This is a genomic window from Agrobacterium albertimagni AOL15 (assembly GCF_000300855.1).
In the GTDB taxonomy this organism is placed as follows: Bacteria; Pseudomonadota; Alphaproteobacteria; order Rhizobiales; family Rhizobiaceae; genus Allorhizobium; species Allorhizobium albertimagni.
The window spans coordinates 135,096-154,737 of sequence record NZ_ALJF01000016.1 but is presented as its reverse complement, the minus strand read 5'-3'; the positions used below and the strand labels follow the sequence as shown (position 1 = coordinate 154,737).

Annotated in this window: 21 protein-coding genes and 1 tRNA gene; 14 read left to right on the top strand and 8 right to left on the bottom strand. The window is 61.8% G+C overall.

From position 1 onward, the window contains the following. The first annotated feature begins 46 nt into the window (after positions 1-46). Positions 47-1,543 carry an MFS transporter gene (locus QWE_RS20050; RefSeq protein WP_006728002.1) on the top strand — a complete coding sequence of 499 codons (1,497 nt, stop codon included), beginning with the start codon at positions 47-49 and terminating at the stop codon, positions 1,541-1,543. Between the two features lie 23 nt (positions 1,544-1,566). Here the strand turns inward: QWE_RS20050 and argB are convergent, their stop codons facing one another. After that, complete coding sequence (gene argB, locus QWE_RS20045) at positions 1,567-2,454, bottom strand: acetylglutamate kinase (RefSeq protein ID WP_006728001.1); 888 nt, start codon at positions 2,452-2,454, stop codon at positions 1,567-1,569. A gap of 174 nt (positions 2,455-2,628) precedes the next feature. On the opposite strand from argB, the gene QWE_RS20040 reads away from it, so the two are divergent. The 3 genes from QWE_RS20040 (at position 2,629) to QWE_RS20030 (ending at position 4,620) form a co-directional block, all read left to right on the top strand. Continuing rightward, entirely contained in the window at positions 2,629-3,174 is a 546-nt protein-coding gene (locus QWE_RS20040; protein WP_006728000.1) for a sigma-70 family RNA polymerase sigma factor, read from the top strand. Further along, positions 3,161-3,877, top strand: a complete 717-nt coding sequence (locus QWE_RS20035; protein WP_006727999.1) for an anti-sigma factor — start codon at positions 3,161-3,163, stop codon at positions 3,875-3,877. The genes QWE_RS20040 and QWE_RS20035 overlap by 14 nt, the downstream gene beginning before the upstream one ends. Positions 3,878-4,062: 185 nt before the next feature. Next, positions 4,063-4,620 carry a fasciclin domain-containing protein gene (locus QWE_RS20030; protein WP_006727998.1) on the top strand — a complete coding sequence of 186 codons (558 nt, stop codon included), beginning with the start codon at positions 4,063-4,065 and terminating at the stop codon, positions 4,618-4,620. A gap of 58 nt (positions 4,621-4,678) precedes the next feature. On the opposite strand, the gene yihA is transcribed toward QWE_RS20030, so the two are convergent. Genes yihA through rpmH form a run of 5 tightly spaced genes read right to left on the bottom strand, consistent with a single transcriptional unit; the run spans position 4,679 to position 8,701 of the window. Then, positions 4,679-5,338 (bottom strand): ribosome biogenesis GTP-binding protein YihA/YsxC, encoded by a 660-nt coding sequence (yihA, locus tag QWE_RS20025; RefSeq protein WP_006727997.1) that lies wholly within the window; start codon positions 5,336-5,338, stop codon positions 4,679-4,681. Positions 5,339-5,386: 48 nt separating this feature from the next. Next, on the bottom strand, positions 5,387-6,295 hold the full coding sequence (locus tag QWE_RS20020) for a DMT family transporter (protein ID WP_006727996.1): 909 nt from the start codon (positions 6,293-6,295) through the stop codon (positions 5,387-5,389). A gap of 56 nt (positions 6,296-6,351) precedes the next feature. Then, a complete protein-coding gene (gene yidC / locus QWE_RS20015) occupies positions 6,352-8,142 on the bottom strand; it encodes a membrane protein insertase YidC (RefSeq protein WP_006727995.1) in 1,791 nt (596 codons plus the stop codon). Then, a complete protein-coding gene (rnpA, locus tag QWE_RS20010) occupies positions 8,142-8,531 on the bottom strand; it encodes a ribonuclease P protein component (RefSeq protein ID WP_006727994.1) in 390 nt (129 codons plus the stop codon). Before rnpA ends, yidC begins: the two co-directional genes overlap by 1 nt. Before the next feature lie 32 nt (positions 8,532-8,563). Then, positions 8,564-8,701: a 50S ribosomal protein L34 gene (gene rpmH, locus QWE_RS20005; RefSeq protein ID WP_006727993.1), complete on the bottom strand. Its 138-nt coding sequence runs from the start codon at positions 8,699-8,701 to the stop codon at positions 8,564-8,566. Between the two features lie 387 nt (positions 8,702-9,088). Here rpmH and QWE_RS20000 point away from each other — a divergent pair, with 387 nt between their 5' ends. From QWE_RS20000 to QWE_RS19985, 4 genes are all read left to right on the top strand, one after another. Beyond that, positions 9,089-10,576: a sensor histidine kinase gene (locus tag QWE_RS20000; RefSeq protein ID WP_006727992.1), complete on the top strand. Its 1,488-nt coding sequence runs from the start codon at positions 9,089-9,091 to the stop codon at positions 10,574-10,576. Positions 10,577-10,693: 117 nt separating this feature from the next. Further along, positions 10,694-10,770: transfer RNA gene (locus QWE_RS19995), tRNA-Arg, on the top strand. Positions 10,771-11,057: 287 nt separating this feature from the next. Continuing rightward, on the top strand, positions 11,058-12,098 hold the full coding sequence (locus QWE_RS19990; protein WP_006727991.1) for a 4-hydroxyproline epimerase: 1,041 nt from the start codon (positions 11,058-11,060) through the stop codon (positions 12,096-12,098). Positions 12,099-12,255: 157 nt separating this feature from the next. Further along, complete coding sequence (locus QWE_RS19985) at positions 12,256-12,990, top strand: Crp/Fnr family transcriptional regulator (protein ID WP_006727990.1); 735 nt, start codon at positions 12,256-12,258, stop codon at positions 12,988-12,990. 3 nt (positions 12,991-12,993) lie between these two features. On the opposite strand, the gene QWE_RS19980 is transcribed toward QWE_RS19985, so the two are convergent. Then, positions 12,994-13,422 (bottom strand): RbsD/FucU family protein, encoded by a 429-nt coding sequence (locus QWE_RS19980; protein ID WP_006727989.1) that lies wholly within the window; start codon positions 13,420-13,422, stop codon positions 12,994-12,996. After that, on the bottom strand, positions 13,406-14,650 hold the full coding sequence (locus tag QWE_RS19975; RefSeq protein ID WP_006727988.1) for an ROK family transcriptional regulator: 1,245 nt from the start codon (positions 14,648-14,650) through the stop codon (positions 13,406-13,408). Before QWE_RS19975 ends, QWE_RS19980 begins: the two co-directional genes overlap by 17 nt. A 232-nt stretch (positions 14,651-14,882) precedes the next feature. Between QWE_RS19975 and QWE_RS19970 the strand changes: the two genes are divergently transcribed. From QWE_RS19970 to QWE_RS19945, 6 genes are all read left to right on the top strand, one after another. Next, complete coding sequence (locus tag QWE_RS19970; RefSeq protein WP_006727987.1) at positions 14,883-15,908, top strand: sugar ABC transporter substrate-binding protein; 1,026 nt, start codon at positions 14,883-14,885, stop codon at positions 15,906-15,908. Between the two features lie 139 nt (positions 15,909-16,047). Continuing rightward, the gene (locus QWE_RS19965; RefSeq protein ID WP_006727986.1) at positions 16,048-17,130 is read left to right on the top strand and encodes an ABC transporter permease; all 1,083 of its coding nucleotides are present in this window, start codon (positions 16,048-16,050) and stop codon (positions 17,128-17,130) included. Next, on the top strand, positions 17,130-17,912 hold the full coding sequence (locus QWE_RS19960) for an ATP-binding cassette domain-containing protein (RefSeq protein ID WP_006727985.1): 783 nt from the start codon (positions 17,130-17,132) through the stop codon (positions 17,910-17,912). Before QWE_RS19965 ends, QWE_RS19960 begins: the two co-directional genes overlap by 1 nt. Beyond that, positions 17,909-18,532, top strand: coding sequence for a nucleoside/nucleotide kinase family protein (locus QWE_RS19955; protein WP_006727984.1), 624 nt, complete (start codon positions 17,909-17,911; stop codon positions 18,530-18,532). The genes QWE_RS19960 and QWE_RS19955 overlap by 4 nt, the downstream gene beginning before the upstream one ends. Before the next feature lie 202 nt (positions 18,533-18,734). Next, complete coding sequence (locus QWE_RS19950) at positions 18,735-19,130, top strand: response regulator (RefSeq protein ID WP_006727983.1); 396 nt, start codon at positions 18,735-18,737, stop codon at positions 19,128-19,130. Between the two features lie 17 nt (positions 19,131-19,147). Next, entirely contained in the window at positions 19,148-19,642 is a 495-nt protein-coding gene (locus QWE_RS19945; protein ID WP_006727982.1) for a putative pterin-binding protein, read from the top strand.

The window sequence follows — 19,642 nt, the reverse complement described above, 5'->3', positions numbered from 1 at the left end:
GCGATACACCGGACGGCACAAGCGCGCCGAGGGCGGGGAGACAAAAGTGCACACCAAGACACCCGCGTCACCAACGATCAGCGCCGACGCCGAACAGCCATACCCCAAGCGCTGGACGGCGCTGGCGGTCATGATGCTGGCAAATTTCATGAACTTGCTCGATGTCACCATCGTCAACGTCGCGTTGCCAAGCCTGCAATCCGAACTTGGCGCGACCTCGAGCCAGATCGAATGGGTGGTCGCTGGCTACGTTCTGGTCTTTGCGCTGGGGCTCCTGCCTTTCGGGCGACTGGGTGATGTCAGGGGCAAGAAGCAGGTTTTTCTCGTCGGTGTGGCGGCCTTCACGTTCGCCTCTCTGCTGTGTGGTCTCGCACCCGATATCGGCTGGCTGGTCGTCGCACGCCTCCTGCAGGGCGCGGGCGCCGCGGTGATGACGCCGCAGGTCCTGGCGATCGCCCAGATGATGTTCCCGCCGAAGGAGCGGGCCGCGGCCTTTTCGCTCTTTGGTCTAAGTGCCGGTCTTGCCTCGGTCTCCGGCCCGATCCTCGGCGGCTGGCTCATTGCGCTCAATCTGTTCGATCTCGGCTGGCGGCCGATCTTTCTCATCAACATCCCCGTCGGGATCGTCACCATTCTGCTCGGCTGGCGCCTGATCCCGGCACTTGCGCCGAAGCCCGGCCTGAAGAATGATTTTGGTGGCATCATTCTGGCAGCACTCGCGATCTTCTGCGTCGTCTTCCCGCTGATCGAGGGCCGAGGCTTCGGCTGGCCCGCCTGGTGCTTCGTCATGTTGGCCATGGCCGTTCCCTTCGCGATCGCCTTTGGCCTCTGGGAGCGCCGACAGCACCGCATCAAGGCACCGGAACTTTTACCCGTCGCGCTGATGAAAAACCGCAACTATGTCATCGGCTCGCTGATGACTGCGACCTTCTTCTCGACGCTGCCCGGTTTCTTCCTGATCTTCGCGATGTTCTTGCAGCAGGGTTATGGCCTCACCCCGCTGCAGTCGGGCATGACCACCGTGCCCTTCTCCGTCGGCATCTTCGTCGCCTCGCTCATCTCTGGCCGCCTCGGCAGTATTGCGCCGCGTATCCGAGTAGTTGCCGGCGTCGTCATGGTGGCGATCGGCATGGGCCTGCTACGAATGGAGATCCAAACGGTCGGCGATACCATCGACCGCATGGCGCTTCTGCCCTGGTTTCTTCTGAGCGGCCTTGGCATGGGCATCGCGATTGCGCCGATGTTCCAGCTCGTGCTGGCCGGTGTGCCGCCGCAGGATGCCGGCGGCGGATCAGGCGCCCTTCAGGCGATCCAGCAGGTGGGAAGTGCGCTCGGGATCGCCATCGTCAGCGAGATCTTCTTCTCTGATCTGGCGCGGAACGCCGCTGCGGGAATGTCGGGACAGGAGGTGTATGCCGAAGGCCTGAGCCTCGGGTTGATCTACAACTTCGTCGCCTATGCGATCGTGCTGATCGCGGTTGCCTCGATGCGCACAGTGACGCCGGCGAGCGAAAGGCTGGAACGGCCGCTGCCGATCGAGTGACCGTCAGCGGCGAGATCATCGGGTCAGGGCACGAGCAAAGTGCCCGCACCCGTCTCGGTGAAGAGTTCGAGCAGGACGGAATGGGCGGTCTTGCCGTTCAGGATAACGACGCCCTGGACGCCGGCCTGGATAGCTTCGATGCAGGTCTCGACCTTCGGGATCATGCCGCCCGAGATCGTGCCGTCAGCGATCAGCGCATGCGCCTCGGCGACAGACAATTCCTTGATCAGCTTGCCGTTCTTGTCTAGCACGCCCGGCACGTCGGTGAGGAAGAGCAAGCGCGAGGCATTGAGGGCGCCGGCAATCGCACCGGCAAAGGTGTCGGCGTTGATGTTGTAGGTCGCGCCGTCGCGGCCAGGCGCAACCGGCGCGATGACCGGGATCATTTCGGAGCGGGCAAGCAGGTCGAGCAGGGTGCGGTCCACTTCAACGACGTCACCGACGAAGCCGAGATCGAGCACGCGCTCGATATTGCTGTCGGGATCGCGGACCTTCTTCTGCGCCTTTTCGGCAAAGACCATGTTGCCGTCCTTGCCGCAAAGCCCGATCGCCCATTCGCCGGTCTGGTTGATCAGCGCGACGATTTCCTTGTTGATCGAGCCGGCGAGAACCATCTCGACGATCTCGACCGTCTTCTGGTCGGTGACGCGAAGGCCGTTCTCGAAGCGTGATTCGATGCCCATGCGGGCCAGCATCGCGCCGATTTGCGGACCGCCTCCGTGCACGACGATCGGGTTGACGCCGGACTGCTTCAGAAGCGCGATATCGGCAGCGAAAGCCTTGCCGAGCTCCGGATTGCCCATGGCATGACCGCCGTATTTCACAACGATGGTCTTGTTTTCATAGCGCTGCATGAAGGGCAGGGCCTGGGCGAGAAGCCTGGCCTGCGTTTCGCTTTCGGAAGCCGTCATCGGATACCCTCGTTCTGGATCGCGGCCTTTTAGCGCATCCGGACGACAGAGGGAATAATTGTCCGCCAATATAAGCGACCCATGATGGGCGCATCATGACATGCTTCTTCTTCTCGTCGCATTGTCCGCTGAAGATGGCGCTCTATATCTCGGCCAACTGCACCAGGGGGCTTCATGGAACGCGACGATATCGGCGGCTTGCTGGCCCGCGTGGCGCTGAAGGACCGTGCCGCCTTTTCTCTGCTCTATGGTCGCATTTCGGCGAAACTTTTCGCCATCTGTCTGCGTATGCTGAAAGACAGGGGAGAGGCTGAAGAGGCTCTCCAGGATGTGTTCGTGAAGATCTGGCACAAGGCCGGGACCTATACGGGCGCGGGCGACAACGCCTATCCCTGGCTCTGCGCGATCGTCCGCTACCATTGCATCGACCGCCTGCGCGCAAGGCGGCCGGAAGGAGAAGACATCGAAGCTGCGGTCGATATTGCCGATCTGGCGCCCGATCCAGAAGAGCATGCGGTGCTGAGATCCGAGGGCGGCCGCATTGACACCTGCCTGGAGGCATTGGATCCTGACCGTGCGCTCGCCGTTCGCCAGGCCTATGTCGAGGGGCTGTCCTACCAGGAGCTGGCGGATCATTTCGCCGTTCCCTTGAACACGATGCGCACATGGCTGCGACGCAGCCTTTTGAAATTGAGAGAGTGCATGGATGAGCACGCCTGACCAGAGCAAGGGAGACCGGTCGCGGGATGAAGTTCTCGCGGGCGAATACGTCCTCGGCGTCCTCGGCGGATCCGAGCGACGACAGGTCGAGGCGCGCCTGCGCCACGACCGGCAGTTTGCCGCCATGGTCAAGCGCTGGGAAGAGAACCTGACCCAGTTCAACGACGATTACGCCGAGGCCACACCGCCGGATCAGCTGCTCGCGAAGATCGAGGACAGGCTTTTTGCATCCGCTGCGACAGGGGCGGTGGCAAAGGGCAATCTGTGGAATTCGCTTCTCCTGTGGCGCGGCCTGAGCTTCGCCTCGATCGCAGCCCTCGGGCTTGTCGTCGGTCTCGACTATGCCGAGCGCATCCGGCCGAAGCCGCAGGCAATGCTCACGGCAGAACTTGCGGGTGAAAACGAGGCCATTGCGCTCCATGCCCGCTATGACGGCAGCTCGGGTCGCTTGTCCTTTACCCCGGTGGCGACAGGTGGCGCGGAGCAAAGGTCGCTTGAACTCTGGCTCGTCGAGAGCGAACAGGCGCCGATCTCGCTCGGTGTGCTGCCGCAGACCGGGCAGGGCGAGCTCGATGTGCCCGAGGATCTGCGCGCCCGCCTGACGCAAGGCGTGGTGCTCGCCGTCAGCCTCGAGCCTTTTGGCGGATCCCCGACCGGTCAAGCGACCGGGCCTGTGGTGGCGCTTGGCGAAGTGCGCCCCTGATGCAAATTATTTTGATTTGAAATCAATGAGGTGAGTGGAAGGCGGCCGAATTTTTCGAGCCGCCTGAAACTTCATTGAAAGAGCTTCCGTCCTTGCAGGTGTTCCCGCCAAAGGGAATGCCCCCCGATGTCCCGCCCGAAACGCAGGGACACGATCGCGAACACCAAGGACAGAGGATACCTTCAATGTTCAAGACCGCTCTTCGCCCGCTCGCTTTCTCCGCAGCCATCCTGGCCGGCGCTGCCGCAGCCTATGCAGCCAATCCGATGGTCGGCGGTGGTGAAATGCTCGAAACCAAGAACATCGTCGAAAACGCCGTCAACTCGCAGGATCACACGACGCTCGTTGCCGCCGTCCAGGCAGCCGGTCTCGTCGAGACCCTTTCGGGCGCCGGTCCGTTCACCGTCTTCGCTCCGACCAACGACGCCTTCGCCAAGCTGCCGGCCGGCACAGTCGACACGCTGCTGAAGCCTGAGAACAAGGAACAGCTCACCAAGGTCCTGACCTGCCATGTGGTGGCGTCGGAGGTGATGGCGGAAGCCCTCGTCAAGATGATCTCCGACAATGGCGGTGAAGCCGATGTGCCGACCGTCGGCGGCTGTGTCCTGAAGGGTAAGGCGGCTGACGGCAAGGTGACGCTGACCGACGAAAACGGCGGCGTCTCGACCGTGACCATCGCAGACGTCAAGCAGTCGAACGGCGTCATTCACGTCGTCGACGCCGTGATCCTGCCGAAGATGTAAGGAATACGGTTCGGCCCTGTCTCCGCCGGCTAGGGTCGACCTGATCGGAGCCTGAGCGTCAAAGGCTCCGACCGATGGCCTCGCTGATTGCCCCGCGCAATTGGTCGAGGCCATCACCTTTTTCAGAAGATGTCGAAAGCACGACAGGGAAAGCGGCGGGGCGCTTCTTGATCTTTTCCTGCGTCTCCGCAATTAGCTTCACGACACCTGGGGCCTTGATCTTGTCGGTCTTGGTCAGCACGATCTGGTAGGAGACGGCGGCCTTGTCGAGCAGCGACAGCACCTCGTCGTCGTTCTTCTTTATGCCGTGACGGCTGTCGATCAGCACATAGACGCGCTTCAGCGTCGCGCGACCCCGAAGATAATCGAAAACTAGCTTCGTCCAGGCATCGACATGTTCCTTCGGCGCCTGCGCATAGCCGTAGCCGGGCATGTCGACGAGCGCCATCGGCGGCAGGTCACCTGCCTGGCCGGAATAGCCGTCGGGCACGAAGTAGTTGAGTTCCTGCGTGCGACCGGGCGTGTTTGACGTGCGCGCCAGACCCTTCTGGCCGACGAGCGCATTGATCAGCGACGACTTGCCCACATTCGAGCGTCCGGCAAAGGCCACTTCAAGCGGTCCTTCCGGCGGCAGGAATTCCATCGACGGCACGCCGCGGATGAAGATCCAGGGGCGGCCGAAAAGCGGCTGGTCGGGTTTGTCGTGTATTTCTGTCATGGGCTGGCCTTTCGTAAGCGGGACTGATCCGGGTTTTGGCCCGGAAAGTCAAGCAGCCGCGGTCGGGACCGGACGCGAGGCCTGCCGCGCATGGCTGATCAGATAGGTGAACAGGGCGGCCATGACGAGGGCGCCGCCGATGATCGTGCGCCCGGACGGGATCTCGTTGTGCAGAAGGACCATCCAGACCGGCGCAAGGATCATCTCGGCGGTGCCGAGAAGCGCCGCGAGTGCCGAGGGGATCATGCGCGCACCGGTGACATAGAGCGCCATGCCGAGCCCGAGATTGAGGGCGCCGAAGCAGAAGAGCAAGGTGAGGTCTTGGAAGCCGACGGCAAAGGCGCCGGCCTGGCTTGCTGCGATAGCGCAGGCGATGAAGGAGCCGCCGCAGGCAGCCGGCGTCATGCGGATGCCGGGATAGCGGCGGGTCAGCACCGTCATGCAGGCGAAGATCGCCGGGATCGCGGCGGCAAGCGCCAGTCCGAGGATCGAGCCACCTTCGCCGATCGAGGACGACACCATGATTCCCACACCGAGGATGACGGCGCCGATGGCACCCCAGGTGACCGGCGTGATCGGCTCGCCGAGGACGATGCGCGCGAGAAGGGCTGCAAACAGCGGGATGGATGCCATGAACAGCACGACATTCGCGACCGGTGTCATGGTCACCGCAAGCACGAAGAAGGTCGAGACGAGGGCAAATCCGACGGCGATGAAAAAGCCCGGCCAGCCCATGGCCCGAAACAGGCGGATCGTGCCGTCGATCCGGTCACGGATCAGCATGAAGGCAAGCAGGAAGAGGCCAGCGAACAGGCAACGCCAGAACACGATCGTCCAGCCGTCGGCGACGCCGATGAAGCGTTGGATCGCACCGCCATAGCTCCAGGCGACCGCCGAGCCGGCGACGAGAGCGACGCCAAGCCAGGAGCGCTGAGGGGAGGAAGAAATGTCTGCCATGGGCCTGAGTCTCGATCACCATAGAAAAAGCCCCGGCATGGCCGGGGCTTTGCGTATCACTTGGTCTGAGCTGGTTTTCGCCGGAACATGTTGCCGATGTTCTTGAACAGCTCGATCTCCACGCCGTGGCGCTTCATGATCAAGGCCTGCTGCAGGATCGACAGCGTGTTGTTCCAGGCCCAGTAGATCACCAGACCGGCGGGGAAGGTGCCGAGCATGAAGGTGAAGATGACGGGCATCCAGTTGAACAGCATTGCCTGGGTCGGATCCGGCGGTGTCGGGTTCATGCGCATCTGCAGCCACATGGTGACACCCATGATGATCGGCCAGACACCGAGATGCAGGAAGGTCGGGGATTCGAAGGGCAACAGGCCGAAGAGGTTGATGAAGCTCGTCGGGTCGGGTGCCGAAAGATCCTGGATCCAGCCGAAGAACGGCGCATGGCGCATTTCGATGGTGACGTAGATGACCTTGTAGAGGGCGAAGAAGACCGGGATCTGCAAGAGCACAGGCCAGCAGCCGGCCACCGGATTGATCTTCTCTTCCTTGTAGAGCGCCATCATCGCCTGCTGCAGACCCATGCGGTCGTCGGCATACTTGGTCTTCAGCTCTTCGAGCTTCGGCTGCACGCGCTTCATGTTGGCCATGGAGGCGTACTGCTTGTTGGCGAGCGGGAAGAACAGCAGCTTGACGACGATGGTGGTGAGCAGGATGGCCACGCCGAAATTGCCGACGAGATGGAAGAAGTAGTCCATCAGGTGGAACATCGGCTTGGTGATGAAGTAGAACCAGCCCCAGTCGATCATCAGGTCGAACTTCGGGATGCCGAGGCTTTCCTGATAGCTGTCGATGACCGGAACCTGCTTGGCTCCAGCGAACAGCAGGGTCTTGACCGAGGTGCTCTGGCCGGCCGGGATGCTCACGGCATCGTTCTTGTAGTCTGCCTGGAAACGGGCCTGGCCGTCGGTGAAGTAGGAGAAGCGCGATTCGTAAGGCAGGGTCTGCTGCGGGATCAGCGATGCGGCCCAGTACTTGTCGGTGATTCCGAGCCAGCCGCCGGTCGCCTTGGCATTGGTGATCGCGGCTTCTTCGACATCCGAATAGTCGTGCTCGACCAGGCTGCCTTCGGCGCCGAGAACGCCGAGGAAGCCTTCATGCAGAACGAAGATCGAAGGCGTGCTCGGCTTGTTGTAGCGGGTGACGCGGCCATAGGGCGCGAGGCTTGCGGAGGCGGCGCCATTGTTGGCGATCTGGTCCTCGACGGTGAACATATAGTGTTCGTCGACCGAGATTGTGCGGGAGAAGGTGAGGCCGGCCTCGTTCGTATAGGTCAGCGTCACCGGTGTCGCTTCCGTGAGCGTGGCACCTTCCGGCGCGGTCCAGACGGTGTTCGGACCCGGAACCGATCCGGCATTCTCACCGGCGATGAAGCCGAGTTCGGCGAAATAGGCATCACGCGTTTCGGCAGGGTTGAAGAGCGTGACGATCGGGCTCGTCGGGTCGGCGGTCTCGCGATACTGTCTGAGCTTCAGGTCGTCGAAACGGGCGCCGGTCAGGTTGATCGAACCCTCAAGGTCCTGGGTCTCGATTGCGATGCGTGCGGTCGTGGCAACGGCGGCATCGCGGCTTGCTTCCGGATTGACGGCAGCACCCGCCGGCAAGCTGCCGTCGACCGTGGCTGCAGGGCTCGTCGCCTGCTGCTCGGTCTGTGCCTGCTGCTGGGCGATCTGCGCCTCCTGAGCCTGACGCTGCGCCTCGATGCGCGGGTTCATGTAGAAGAACTGCCAGGCGAGGACGATCACCACCGATAAGGCAATCGCGATGAAATAGTTGCGGTTGTTCTGCATCACTCTTTCCTGGGAGCGGTCTTGTTCGACCGGGAGTTATTCGTCTGGCGGTTTTCGATGCGCTGGATCAATTGCCGGGACAATTGATCGAATGGCACACCGAGTACCTCGCGCCGGGCGACAATGACATAGTCGTGTCCCGGCTGCATTGCAAACGCCGCATTCAGTCGCACGGCTTCTTTCAGCCTGCGCCGCATGCGGTTCCGTTCCACTGCATTGCCATGTTTCTTGGTGACCGTGAAGCCCACGCGGGGCGGCGCATCATCCTTGCGGTCGAGAACCTCCAGCAGGAAGGTGCGACCCTTGCGCGCTTCGCCGTGCCTGACGGCGAGGAACTGAGGCCGGCTCTTGAGCCGGCCAACAGATGTCTTGGAGTCCGTGGACGTCATGGGCCCGTCAGTCTCGTCGGGCTCATCCGGCCTTAGGCCGAAAGCTTGGCGCGACCGCGAGCGCGGCGAGCGTTGAGCACCTGACGGCCGCCCTTGGTGGCCATACGCGCACGGAAGCCGTGGCGGCGCTTGCGAACAAGCTTGGAAGGTTGGAAAGTACGCTTCGACATTTATTTAATACCGCGGGGTGCGGCCCTTCTTGGATGTGCAAATTGCAACAGCGTTTTGGTTCGTCGCACGGGTAAGCGCCGCCGGGCGCCTGTTTCCGAACGTGCGCGGCTTATAGTGTCAGGGGGCGCAGGAGTCAATCAGGTCGCCGTGATGCCTTTATCCTGCGAATGAAGGCGAAAAAACCTCGCCTTGCCACACATCCGCCACGCCGCTTCCTTCGTTAAGGTCGGTAACGCCGCGAAAGAACATGACCAAACTTTCATGTTTCTTCACGGCTTGCGCGTGCTAGGCATTGAAAACACCGCTTTACACTGGCGTCGTCACGTCGTTTTGGGCAGCGTCACAATTGCGCCGCGACAGACACGGACGACAAGGAATGAGGGCCGATGTTCGACCGGCAGGACAATCATCTGCAGGCCGACCTCTCCGAGGGGTACGCCATGCCGTCCCGCATCAGGGGGCTCTCCGGCAAACTCCTGTGGCTGACGATCGCCTTTGTCATGCTGGCCGAAATCCTGATCTTTGCGCCGTCCGTCGCCACAATGCGCCAGCGCTGGCTGCAGGACCGCCTGAATACGGCCGCTGCCGCCGGCGTGGTGATCGACGGTCTCCAGCCGTTGGAACTGCCGCGCAACGTCCAGGAAGATACGCTGACAACCACGGGAACGAAGGCCATCGTGCTTCGCAAGGATGGTACCTCGCGCCTGCTTGCCGTGACCGAAATGCCGAACGAGGTGGATGCCGCCTTCGATCTCTCGGATTATTCGGAACTCGGATCGATCCGCGATGCCTTCTATACCCTCATTTTTGGCGGCGACCGTCTGCTGCGCGTCTACGGGCCCATAGCGGAAGGCAGTGACGTCACGGTCGAGATCGTCATGGACGAGGCGCCCCTGCGCAAGGCCATGCTCGGCTATGCGCGCAACATCCTCTTCGTCTCCTTGATGATTTCGGTCATCGCCGCCGTACTCATGTTCCTGGCGATCAATCGCGTGATGATCATGCCGGTGCGGCGTCTGGCCCGCAGTATGCAGGTCTTCGCGGAAAATCCCGAAGATCCCGCCCGCGTCTTGCCGACGACCGTCGGAAATGACGAGATTGCGGTCGCGGGCCGTCACCTTTCGAGGATGCAGGACCAGTTGCAGAAGACGCTGCGTCAGCAGAAGACGCTCGCGGATCTCGGTCTCGCCGTCTCCAAGATCAATCACGATATGCGCAATATCCTGGCTTCGGCCCAACTGATGTCAGACCGCCTGGTCGATGTCGATGATCCCCTGGTGAAAAGCTTTGCGCCCAAGCTCCTACGCACCATCGACCGCGCCGTCGGTTACACCAGCGAGGTTCTCTCCTATGGCCAGACCTCGGAAGCCGAACCGCGTCGTCGCCGCTTCCTTCTGTCGGAAGTCTGCCAGGAGGTTCGGGACCTCCTGCATCTAGGCCACGAGGCGGGTATCGAATTCATCGACAATGTCGGCGTCGACATCGAAGTGGATGCCGACAGCGAACAGCTCTTCCGCGTCATTCACAACATCTGCCGCAATGCCGTCCAGGCGCTGGCCACCTTCACGCCCGACGATCCCGAGCATGGACGGCGCATCACCTTATCCGCCCAGCGAACCGGGTCGGTCGTCGCGATCGTCATCGACGACACGGGGCCCGGCATGCCGCGCAAGGCGCGGGAAAACCTGTTCGCCGCCTTCCGTGGTTCGGCTCGATCCGGTGGTACGGGCCTCGGCCTTGCGATTGCCCGCGAGCTTGTGATCGCTCATGGCGGAACGATCGCCCTCGTGGAAAAACCGGGTCCTGGCACCATGTTCCGCGTTGAAATCCCCGACAGGCCAGTGGCTCTCGACGATTGGCGCGCCCGCGCTTGAGATCGTCCCGCAAGGCACGTGACAGGAAAATGACTCTTTTTTCAAATGGGCGCTTGCAATCCTGATCGTCCCGTTTTAGAGGATCGCCACACGCCGACGCACAGTCGGTTTTGGCAAGCACCCGTAGCTCAGCTGGATAGAGCACCAGACTACGAATCTGGGGGTCAGAGGTTCGAATCCTTTCGGGTGCGCCATTCCTTCTCCTTTCATAACGATACGATTTTGCGCTTCGGCGCACCGCGTGCAAGCTCATTGCAATGTCGCTCCGTGGGCTTCCTCGCCGGCGATTGGCGAACGCGTTTTCGCACACGCGCGATAAAAGCCCTTGGATATCACGTTCCCCTGATTTAACACGACGCCGGTAACGTTGCAGGTCGTTACCTGTGATGTCTCCCCTTGAGATGACGCATAAGCTTGTGCTCTTGAAGGGCAGGAGCCCTTTTTTTTGCAACGGGGCCATCGAACGGCATGGGGGAATGACATGAGATGGAAGCGCACTCTTCAACTGCTCGACGTTCACGCCGAGGGTGAAATCGGCAAGGTCGCCGTCGGCGGCGTGCCGAAGATCCCGGGTGACACCGTGGCGGAGCAATTGCTGTGGCTCAACACCGATCCCAAGGGCGAGGCGCTGCGTCGCCTGCTGGTGCTCGAGCCGCGCGGCGCGCCGATCGGCTCCGTCAACCTGCTGCTCCCGCCGAAGAACCCAGCCGCCGACGCAGCCTTCGTCATCCTGCAGCCGGATCAGGCGCATGCCAGTTCCGGCTCCAACTCGATCTGCGTGACCACCGCGCTGCTGGAAAGCGGTATGGTCGAGATGCAGGAACCCGAGACGATTGTCATGCTGGAAACGGCGGCCGGCCTCGTCAAGGCGACCGCCACCTGCCGCGATGGGCGCTGCGAGCGGGTCAAGCTCACCATGGTGCCATCCTTTGTCCACGAGCTGGACGTGACGCTCGACACCGAGCAATGGGGCCGCATCACCTTCGATCTGAGCTATGGCGGCATCTTCTATGCGCTGGTGGATGTCGGGCAGGTCGGGCTGACGATCGAAAAGGGCAATGCCCGCGCGCTGGTCGACGCCGGCATGATCCTGAAGCAAGAGATCAATCGCAAGATCCCCGTTGTTCATCCGGAAATTCCCGCGATTTCGGGTGTGGCCTATGTGATGTTCCGCGATGTCGATCCTGACGGCGCGATCCGCACCTGCACCACGATGTGGCCGGGTCGCGTCGATCGCTCGCCCTGTGGCACCGGCAACTCGGCCAATCTCGCGGCGCTCCATGCGCGTGGCAAGGCGAAGGTCGGCGACGTGATGCTGTCGCGGTCGATCATCGGCTCCGAATTCGAGATTGGGCTCTCGGCCCTGTCGGAGGTCGCCGGATGTCCCGCCGTCATCCCGACCATCAGCGGCCGCGGTTTCACATTCGGACTGCATCAAGTGGCGCTCGACCCCTTCGATCCCTTCGAGCGGGGCTTTGCCCTCACCGACGTCTGGGGACCGTCCTCCGGCTCGATCGGTTGACTCTTGCGCACCGGTTTCTGCATTGTTTCAAATTGAATGAAATTCGATGCTCTGCGGTAGTCGAATTGTAAGGGTCTTGGTTTCCGGCATCTTGCTAAGCATCGATGCCGCCGAATAAGTAAGCTCCATCGTCATGAACGCGACAAGTAATCCGTAAATGAAAGCAAACGCTACGACAGGCTCCGCCCTGCCGCTTCCGGCAACCACGCTTCCGACACTGCGCGGATGTGCAATTTTTGCTGGTCTCACGCCGGAAGAAGACCGCGAATGGCTATTGCGCTGCCATTCGCGCACGTTGAGTGCCGGCGAAAGTCTGGTCGACTTCGAGGATATGTCCAAGGACGTCTTCATCGTCCAGACGGGCGAGATTCGTGCCGTGCTGCGCTTTTCCGTCGGCAAGGAAGCCATTCTCGGCAGCTTCAAGCGCGGCGACATCCTCGGCGAGCAGTCGGCCATCGATGACATGGCGCGATCCGCAAGCCTCATGGCTGTCAGCGACGCAACAGTGACCGTGATCCCCTGCATCGTCTTCCTCGACATCCTGCGGCAGAGATCGGACGTCGCGCTGGCGCTGCTGCAGCTTCTGTCGAAGCGCATCAGGGCGATGAACGACCGTTTGTCGGAACTGTCCTTCCTTGACACCAAGCACCGTCTCTACAACACGCTGCTCAGGCTTTCGCGTGTGCGCAATGATGGCGGACGAGAGCGGATTATTTCACCGCCGCTCGTCCATGCGGAACTGGCGGAACATATCGGCGCAAGCCGCGAAACGGTGTCACGCGAGATGTCGAGGCTGGCGCGCGAGCAGCTGGTGGAGCGCACCAGCCGGGCCATCGTTCTGAAGAACCCCGTGGAATTGTCCCGCCGGATCTCGCGCGCCCTCGAAGGCTGAGGCTTACGGGTAGATGACGCCCTTGCGAAGAATGACATTGGCGTAAAGCCGCGGCTCCCCCGTCTGAACGACGGTATGGGCGGCCTTCACCCGGTTGTAGAAATCCGCACCGATCAGCTTCGTCACCGCTACCTTTGGTTCGTGGCGGGCACAGCAATCGATGATTTCCTGATGCACCGGATCGATCTGGTCGGGCTTGCCGCCGACGACAGAGCGAAAGATCGCCTCCGGCACGAAGTCGTCGACCGGCATGACGCTGAGGATCGCGTTCAAGATAGGGACCAGCGCATGCCCGTCGAGGCGAACCAGTCGTCTTGCGTGTTCCAGCGCCGGATAGTTGCCGTCGACAATGGCAATCTCGTCGCCATGTCCCATGGCGCGCAGGGTGGCAAGCAGTTCGGGACTCAAGAGGGGATCAATGCCCTTCAGCATGGGGGGTATCCTTGAACAATACGGTTTGATCGATGAGATAGCGGTCGAAGATCGGCAGGCTCGCGCCGCCGATGGCCCGGGCCTGGTCGCCCACCTCGCCCTCGACGATGTCGGGAATGACCACGCCCTGCAGGTCGAGGCGGTTCATCGCCTCGATGGTGGCATTGACCAGGCGATGGCGGACCCATGCGGGAAAGCCGCCGTCGATGATCGCGGCGGCAAAGTCGATGATTGATGCGGCCGCAATGACGGCCTGGGCCAGCGCGGCTGCCGTATCCTGGATCCAGATCTCCAGCGGCTCGCCGAAGTCGATCCATTCTTCCGCCGCATACCAGAGCGGCTGCGGATCGAGCCCGCGCTCGCGCAACAGGTTCTCGAGTACGAAGATCGAGGCGATGTCGAGAAGCTGGCGCGTCTGGCCATGCTTGTCACGAACGGGAAGGGGCCCGATGGCTCCAGCGGTCCCGGTTCGGCCGACGAAGAGAGACGAATTGACGACGATGCCGCCGCCGATGAACGAGCCGATGTAGAAATAGACAAAATCTGGATAGCGCTGGCCGGCGCCGAAGACCAGTTCTGCGCCGCAGGCGCTGGTCGCGTCGTTGCGCAGATAGACGGGATGCGCCATGCGCGTCTGCACCTCGACCTGCAGGTCGACCTTGCGCCAGATATCCATCGCGCCTTCCGGGGCACCGACCTCTTCGGCCCAGTTCCAGAGTTCGAAGGGGGCGGCAATGCCGATCCCGGCTATGCGCGCCCGCATCGTTTCGTCCATTTCCGCTTCCATGGCGGCGATGCCGTCACAGATGAAGGGTAGGAGGTGGTCGGGGTGGGGGTAGCGATAGGTGCGGTGGCGTTGCTCTCGAATCGTGCCGGCGAAATCCATCAGCACGAGGTCGGCGCTGCGGCGGCCGATTTTCACGCCGAAGGAGAAGACCGCTTCCGGGTTGATGAACATCGGGACGGAGGGCTGACCGACGCGGCCGCGGATCGGTTCGCCGCGCATCAAGAGTTCGTCGCTTTCGAGCGAGCGCATGATAACCGAGACTGTCTGGGCGGAAAGGCCGGTAAGGCGTGCGATATCGGCCTTCGAGCAGCCGGGATTCTGCCGAACCAGGGACAGCACCAGCCGCTCGTTGTAGGCGCGCACGCGCACCTGGTTCGAGCCGCCACCGGCGCTCACCCTGGGCGCCGGATCCGCCAGTCGTGCATGATCATCCTGTGACACTTGAGGCCGCTCCTCCCGACCGCTTTCTTTTACGAAAGCTCGTGCAGAATGTCACACCGATTTAATAATTCAACTGGATTTATTTATTGACAGCTGAAATGTCCTCATGTTCTAAATGGGTCCGTGGAGGAGTGGATGCCTGATGGCAGCCGATCGGATCGCCGAAGGGCGATCCGTGCCGACACGCTGCGGCCGGAGGAGCTGGCCGACACCATTCGGGAGGGATTACCAAATGAAAAAGTCTCTGATCACTGCTGCCCTGTCGACCCTGGCCCTCGGCGTTGTTTTCGCCGCCCCGGTACAGGCCGCCGACGTTTCCGCCTGCCTCATCACCAAGACCGACACCAACCCCTTCTTCGTCAAGATGAAGGAAGGCGCGACCGCCAAGGCTGCCGAACTCGGCGTGACCCTGAAGTCCTATGCCGGCAAGATCGACGGCGATTCGGAAAGCCAGGTTGCCGCCATCGAAACCTGCATTGCTGACGGTGCAAAGGGCATCCTGCTCACCGCATCCGACACGCAGGGCATCGTTCCGGCCGTCCAAAAGGCTCGTGACGCAGGTCTCCTCGTCATCGCCCTCGACACGCCGCTGGAGCCGATCGATTCCGCCGACATGACCTTCGCGACGGACAACCTTCTCGCCGGCGAACTGATCGGCAAGTGGGCTGCTGCAACCCTCGGCGACGCCGCCAAGGACGCCAAGATCGCCTTCCTGAACCTCACGCCTTCGCAGCCGTCTGTTGACGTCCTGCGTAACCAGGGCTTCATGAAGGGCTTCGGCATCGACACCGTCGACATCAACAAGATCGGCGACGAAACCGATCCGCGCATCGTCGGCCACGACATCACCAACGGCAACGAAGAAGGCGGCCGTACCGCCATGGAAAACCTTCTCCAGAAGGATCCGTCCATCAACGTCGTTCACACCATCAACGAACCGGCAGCTGCCGGCGCCTATGAAGCGCTGAAGGCCGTTGGCAAGGAAGGCGACGTGCTGATCGTGTCGGTCGACGGCGGTTGCCCGGGCGTCAAGAATGTCGCTGAAGGCGTCATCGGTGCGACTTCGCAGCAGTATCCGCTGCTGATGGCATCGCTCGGCATCGAAGCGATCAAGAAGTTCGCAGACACCGGCGAAAAGCCGGCTGCCACCGAAGGCAAGAACTTCTTCGATACGGGCGTCGCTCTCGTCACCGACAAGCCGGCAGCTGGCGTCGAGTCGATCGACACCAAGGTCGGCACCGAGAAGTGCTGGGGCTGATCGAACTCCTGCGCCTGAACTGAAACGTCGGCGGGAGTTCGTCTCCCGCCGCCAGGCGCAACGCCCGGCCTTTGCGCGGCGGCAGGCCGGGCGTATCCTTCATGTAGAATACTAAGACCAACGGCAGGGAGGATGACCCATGCAGCCGGCCAATCCTGAGACGCGGACCACGCAGGAATTCGAGAAGGTCCTAACGTCGAGTTCGACCGAAGTCGCCTCGTTCGACCGTCACGAAAAGAGTGCTCTCGAGCGCTTCCAGCATTTCCTGCATTCGAGCCCTGCAGCCGTAGCGCTGATCGTGCTTGTGCTTTCGATTGCCGTCTTTGGCGTTGTTCTCGGCGGCAAGTTCTTCTCCGCCTTCACGCTGACCCTTATTCTCCAGCAGGTTGCCATCGTCGGTATCGTCGGAGCTGCTCAGACGCTGGTGATCCTGACGAAGGGCATCGACCTCTCGGTCGGCGCCATCATGGTGCTCTCCTCGGTCGTCATGGGCCAGTTCGTCTTCCGCTACGGCCTTCCGCCCGAGCTTGCCGTGATCTGCGGTCTCGGCGTCGGCGCCTTCTGTGGCTTCATCAACGGCGTGCTCGTGGCGCGCATGAAGCTGCCGCCCTTCATTGTCACGCTCGGCATGTGGCAGATCGTGCTCGCCACCAACTTCCTCTATTCCGCCAACGAGACGATCCGCAGCCAGGACATCGACGCCAACGCGCCGATCCTCAAGTTCTTCGGTGAGAACATCCGCATGGGCGGCGCGGTGCTGACCTATGGCGTCATTGCCATGGTGCTCCTTGTTGCACTCCTCTGGTATGTGCTGAACCACACCGCCTGGGGCCGCCACGTCTATGCGGTCGGCGACGACCCGGATGCGGCGGAACTCGCAGGCGTCAACGTCAAGCGGATGCTGATCTCGGTCTACACGCTATCGGGCCTCATCTGCGCACTCGCTGGCTGGGCGCTGATCGGCCGTATCGGTTCGGTCTCCCCGACCGCCGGCCAGTTCGCCAATATCGAATCCATCACGGCCGTGGTGATCGGCGGTATCTCGCTCTTTGGCGGGCGTGGCTCGATCCTCGGCATGATCTTCGGCGCGTTGATTGTCGGTGTCTTCCAGCTTGGCCTGCGCCTGATCGGCACGGACCCGCAATGGACCTATCTCTTGATCGGCGTTCTCATCATCGCCGCCGTCGCAATCGACCAGTGGATCAGAAAGGTAGCAGGCTGATGACCCAGGAACCCATTCTCACAGCCCGCGGCCTGGTCAAGCGTTACGGCCGCGTCACGGCCCTCGACCAGGCAGACTTCGATCTCTATCCGGGTGAGATCCTTGCCGTCATCGGCGACAACGGTGCCGGAAAGTCTTCGCTGATCAAGGCGATTTCCGGCGCCGTGATACCAGACGAGGGCGAGATCCGCCTCGATGGAAATCCGGTGCAATTCCGCTCGCCGATCGAGGCGCGCAAGGCCGGCATCGAGACCGTCTACCAGAACCTCGCTTTGTCGCCGGCACTGTCGATCGCCGACAACATGTTCCTCGGTCGCGAACTTCGCAAGTCGGGCGTCATGGGCAGTCTGTTTCGCAAGCTGGACCGGCCTGCAATGGAGAAGATCGCCCGCGACAAGCTCTCCGAACTCGGCCTGATGACCATCCAGAACATCAACCAGGCGGTGGAGACGCTCTCGGGCGGCCAGCGCCAGGGTGTGGCTGTGGCGCGGGCTGCGGCCTTCGGCTCGAAAGTGATCATCCTCGACGAGCCGACGGCCGCACTCGGGGTCAAGGAAAGCCGCAAGGTGCTCGAGCTGATCCTCGACGTCCGCTCGCGCGGACTGCCGATCGTGCTGATCAGCCACAACATGCCGCATGTCTTCGAAGTGGCCGATCGCATCCACGTTCACCGCCTCGGAAAGCGTCTCTGCGTCATCAATCCGAAGGACTACACCATGTCGGATGCCGTCGCCTTCATGACCGGCGCCCGTCCGGCCCCAGAGGTCGAGCGCGCCGCATGACGCCGGTGCTGGATGATCTCATCACCCAGATCGAGCGGCGGGCGCAGGATGGTGCCCGCTTGCTCGTCGGCGTCGCCGGACCGCCTGGTGCGGGAAAGTCGACGCTGGCGGATCGCCTGCATGAAACTCTGACGGAGAGGGGCCACCGCAGCGCGGTCCTGCCAATGGATGGCTTCCACCTCGACAATGCGATCCTTGAAGAGCGCGGTGACATCGCGCGCAAGGGCGCTCCGCATACCTTTGACATCAGGGGCCTGGACGATCTCCTCAGGGCCATAAAGGCCGGCGGCGAAGTCTTTACGCCCGTCTTCGATCGTGACCGCGAACTCGCCATCGCCGCCGCTCGATGCATTGCAGCGGAAGATCGCATCGTCATTGCCGAGGGCAACTACCTGCTGCTGCAGCAGGGGCGCTGGGCAAGCCTCGCGGATCTCTTCGACCTCACCGTCATGGTCGCGCCGCCGATCAGTGAACTGGAGCGCAGGCTCGTGGCACGCTGGACCCATTACGGTCTCACACCGGCACAGATCGATGCGAAAGTGAAAAGCAACGATTTGCCCAATGGCAGGCTCGTCATCGAATGCAGTCGGACGGCCGATTTCACCTTCGACACGTTCTGAACCTGTTTGGCTCAAGGCATAGTCGAGCCTGCGAAAATTCTTAAGTTCTAATTAAATGTGCCATCGGTAAAATTGTACCGGTTTGGTTCAGCGAATTTCAGCCTCCCCCTGATACAACTCCTCCATGAAAGGTTAACGCAGTTCCCGTCCGGCCCGCAAGGCTGACGGAGCCCGGGCTGGGCGTGTTTATGGGGGTTTGGAAATGGCCATACTAATTGTCGAAGACAATCCGACCAATGCGATGATCATCAAGCATCTCGCAAAGAAGGTCACCGTTGAGGAGATCAAGGTTGCCGGCGACGGCAACACGGCTTTGATGCTGTGCCATGCCGAGAACTTCGATATGTTGATTGTCGACCACCTGCTGCCGGGCATGTCCGGGCTTCAGTTCGTCAAGGCCGTGCGCCTGATGGACCGTTACCGTGATGTTCCTGTGGTGATGGTGACGGCAGACGACGAGCCGCGTCTTCGCGAGGAAGCAAAGGCCGCCGGTATCACGGACTTCCTGCACAAGCCGGTTGAAGCGGTCGCATTCCGCAAGCTGCTTTCGGATCACCTCGGCGCGGGCGCCGTGCATCCGGAACTGCGTTCGGCCTGATCGAAGGGAGCTGCACCATGAAGAGCATTATCGCGGCGCTCCTCGCAATCGGCCTCTCCGCGACGGCGGTACTGGCGCTGGAAGCGCCGACCGGGCCGGTCGTGTTGACCGTGACGGGCAAGATCTCCAACACCAATGCCGGTGACGCCGCTCAATTCGACCTGGCGATGCTGGAGAAGCTGAAAGGGCGCAAGGGCGAGATGGAAACGCCCTGGACGACGGGTAAGGTCACCTTCGAAGGTCCGCTCCTGCGCGAGATCCTCGCTGCCGTCGGTGCGACCGGCACGAGCCTGAAGGTCCGCGCTCTGAACGACTACGCCGCCGATGTACCGGCCGAAGACGCCAAGCTCGACACCATGCTTGCAACCAAGCTCGACGGCAAGCCGATGTCGATCCGCGACAAGGGTCCGCTGATGTTGGTCTATCCATTTGATCTCAACGCAGACCTGTTCAACGAGAAATACTTCTCGCGCTCGGTCTGGCAGATCAAGGAAATCGAGGTCGGCCAGTGA